Consider the following 3,639-nt stretch of genomic DNA (forward strand, 5'->3'; position numbering starts at 1 on the left):
GATGGGGAGATGGGGGGATGGGGAGATGGGGGGATGGGGAGATGGGGGGATGGGGGGACTGATAGCGAGCGAGACGCTCGCACTACTAACTCTGGTGGTTTTAACTTTTTTTTCTTAACTCTTTATTCAGGATTCACAATCCAAAATCTAAAATCTAAAATCTAAAATTAAAATATGGCATCTAAAACAGAAGTTAAAAAATACCTGGCTCACTGGTTCCAGTTGGGTAAGAAAGTTTTTATAAATAACGGTGCGGCTAGTTTGCAACCCCAAAAAGTTATTGATGGTGGAAACTATAGCGAGGATTTCGAGGAATGCTGGCAAAAAGTTTTGTCTTCTAAGTCGGGTGAGTGCTATCTCGAAGGTACGCAACAAACTATTACTGAATTACTTTCACCTGAATGGGATATGGTTTCTTGTTCTCGTTGCGAGATGCCGGTACCCTTGAAAAACTTAGGTATGCCAACTTTATTATGTCCTTGTAATGATGTATTAGGCTGGCCAAATACCGAACTTCCACAGCCGCGAGAACCTGTTAAATCTCAATTTCAATTAGGTCAAATTCGCGATCGCCTTTTGCAGAATCAACCATCTGAGTCCATAGATTAAAACTAATTGGCATTTTGTAATGATTTTAAGCTCACCTTTGTGGGCTTTATTTTTGCACTGATTTTTGATGTTGATTATTACAAAAAATCAACAAGTGCAATTACGAATTGATGCTTGTCCTTATCTAGATTACGGTATCAAAGGAATTGTAAATTTAGTTTCTCGCGATGCGATCGCAAATAATACATCCGTAAATGAGAAATTTTTTAAAGTAATTATCCAATCAGATCAAACTTTCGGAAATTATAGCCGTAAATGTAATCTTCAAATCGGAATGAATGCTACCGCTCAAATTATTTCTAAACAAGAAACCGCAATAAATTATTTATTAAGAAAAGCTAGGTTAGCTACGGATTTATTAGCAGAACTATAACACTTTCATTTAGTTATCGGGAATAATCGCTAGTTTTCTAAGCAATAAAGTGTTCTATATCACAAAAAAGTAGTATTTTGGTAGTGATAGGGGAAAAAGATTAAGTAATTAAATAAATAGAGTATATGGTTAAGTTAAGTAAATGGGGCAGCAGAGTAGATATTATTATAGAAAATATATGTCATAAATTAAGTTATAAAAGCATTATATAAGGCTGTGCAGATCACATTTTTAGGGACAAGTTCTGGGGTACCAACGCGATCGCGCAATGTTTCTAGTGTTGCCCTTCGATTGCCGCAAAGAGCAGAATTATGGTTGTTCGACTGTGGTGAAGGTACTCAGCACCAACTATTGCGGAGTGACTTGAAAATGAGTCAACTCTCCCGAATTTTCGTTACCCATATGCACGGCGACCATATATTTGGTTTAATGGGTCTGCTGGCTAGTTGCGGTTTGGCTGGAAATGTTCGTCGCGTTGATATTTATGGACCCGAAGGATTAAACGAATATTTACAAGCTTGCAGACGTTATTCTCATACACACTTTTCTTACCCGGTAAAAGTTCATGCTGTTCGTCCGGGAATAGTTTATGAAGATGCTGAATTCACGGTTAGCTGCGATATTTTGCATCATCGAATCACAGCTTATGGTTATCGTGTAGAGGAAAAAAACCGAGCCGGAAGATTTGATATTGAGAAAGCTAAAGCCTTAGAAATTCCACCCGGTAGAGTTTACGGTCAACTCAAACGCGGTGAAACTGTAACTTTAAAAGATGGCAGAGTTATTAACGGTTCAGACTTGTGCGGACCAACGGAAATTGGACGCAAATTTGCTTATTGTACCGACACGGTTTTCTGTGAAAATGCAGTTGACTTAGCTAGAGATGCCGATGTATTGATTCACGAAGCCACTTTTGCCCATCAAGACTCGCAAATGGCTTTTGATCGGCTGCATTCCACATCCACAATGGCAGCGCAAACTGCATTAGCGGCAGGCGCACATCATTTAATTATGAGTCACTTTAGCCCCCGTTACGCCCCAGGAAACGCCATTGAACTAAAAGATTTACTCAATGAAGGTCGAGCAATTTTTCCCAACACTCAAATGGCTTACGACTTTATGACCTACGAAGTACCTAGAAGACGATAATAATTGGTAATTGGGCATTGGGCATTGGTAATTGGGCATTGGGCATTGGGCATTGGGCATTGGGCATAGTTATCTATCCCCTTGTCCCCCCATCTCCCCATCCCCCCATCCCCCCATCCCCCCATCTCCCCATCCCCCCATCTCCCCATCTCCCCATCTCCCCATCTGAAAACTTTATACTTGAATAGAACAGTTTTTTAAAACAGGAGGGTCGAGATATGGCTCCCAATCCCGCTATTATGCAAGCTGTGGAAAAGTTGAATTACCGCGTCACTGTTGGTGATGTGGCGACGCAGGCTGGATTAAATATCGAAATGGCAAATCAAGGTTTGTTAGGGCTTGCAACTGATGCTGGGGGTCATTTGCAAGTGGCGGAAACAGGTGATATTGTTTATCTTTTTCCGCGTAATTTCCGCGATGTTTTACGTAATAAATATCTAAAATTACAGCTACAGGAATGGTGGCAAAAAATCTGGAAGGTTCTATTTTATTTAATTAGAATTTCCTTTGGAGTTGTCTTAATTCTTTCTATCGCTTTAATTTATATCTCGATCATTTTGGTTATTTCTTCTTCTTCCTCTGACCGCGATAACGATCGAGGTGGTGGTTTTGGCGGAATGAGATTTTTCTATTTTCCAGATTTATTTTGGTTTTTTAGTCCAAATTACAATAGTGGATATCGAAGTCACGGAGGACGGCAGCGGGAAAAAAGCGAATTAAATTTTTTAGAAGCTATATTTTCGTTTTTATTTGGTGACGGAAATCCTAATATGAATCTGGAAGAACGCCGCTATCAGGAGATTGCAACTGTAATTCGTAATAACAGTGGTGCGGTAGTCGCCGAACAGATTACGCCTTATTTAGATGATATTGGCGAGACATATCAACAGGAATATGAAGATTATATGCTGCCGGTCTTAACGAAGTTTAACGGCAATCCGGCGGTAAGTCCTGAAGGTGAAATTGTCTATTCTTTCCCGGAATTACAGGTAACTGCTACCCGAAATAATCCCCAATCAATACCGGCTTATCTCAAAGAATTTTCCTGGAGCTTTAGTAAAGCAACTTCCTCGCAAGTAATGCTCAGCGCTGGACTGGGGGTAGTAAATTTTGTCGGTGCTTTGATATTAGGAGGCTTATTACGAGATGGTGCTGTAGCTAGACAAGTTGGGGGGCTGGTTGGTTTCGCGCAAGGAATCTACTGGTTGCTATTAGCTTACGGTGCGGGCTTTTTACTCATACCTTTAATACGATATTTTTGGGTACAGTGGCGAAACGGTAAAATTAGCGATCGCAATCGTCAGCGTCAAGTCAGAGCGAAGTACATAGCCGCTGCGGACGAAAAGTTACAGCAAAAAATCGATTATGCACATCAGTTTGCTACAAATACGGTTATCGGCAAAGACAATTTAGCTTACTCCACCGAAACCGACTTAATTGACCAAGAATTAGAGCGTTCCGATCAAATTGACGCAGAATGGCGCAAACGGCTTGAGGAAGGGGAATGA

4 protein-coding genes are annotated in these 3,639 nt (G+C 40.6%); all 4 read left to right on the plus strand.

Features of this window, described 5'->3' with window-relative positions:
- Positions 1 to 174 precede the first annotated feature (174 nt).
- The 4 genes from VB797_RS31585 (at position 175) to VB797_RS31600 (ending at position 3,639) form a co-directional block, all read left to right on the plus strand.
- A complete protein-coding gene (locus tag VB797_RS31585; RefSeq protein ID WP_323241744.1) occupies positions 175 to 609 on the plus strand; it encodes a hypothetical protein in 435 nt (144 codons plus the stop codon).
- Positions 610 to 676: 67 nt separating this feature from the next.
- Complete coding sequence (locus tag VB797_RS31590) at positions 677 to 982, plus strand: hypothetical protein (protein ID WP_323241745.1); 306 nt, start codon at positions 677 to 679, stop codon at positions 980 to 982.
- Positions 983 to 1,198: 216 nt separating this feature from the next.
- Complete coding sequence (locus VB797_RS31595; RefSeq protein WP_323241746.1) at positions 1,199 to 2,131, plus strand: ribonuclease Z; 933 nt, start codon at positions 1,199 to 1,201, stop codon at positions 2,129 to 2,131.
- A 218-nt stretch (positions 2,132 to 2,349) separates the two neighbouring features.
- Positions 2,350 to 3,639 (plus strand): hypothetical protein, encoded by a 1,290-nt coding sequence (locus VB797_RS31600; RefSeq protein WP_323241747.1) that lies wholly within the window; start codon positions 2,350 to 2,352, stop codon positions 3,637 to 3,639.

Source organism: Rivularia sp. UHCC 0363 (genome assembly GCF_034931125.1).
Taxonomy (GTDB): domain Bacteria; phylum Cyanobacteriota; class Cyanobacteriia; order Cyanobacteriales; family Nostocaceae; genus Rivularia.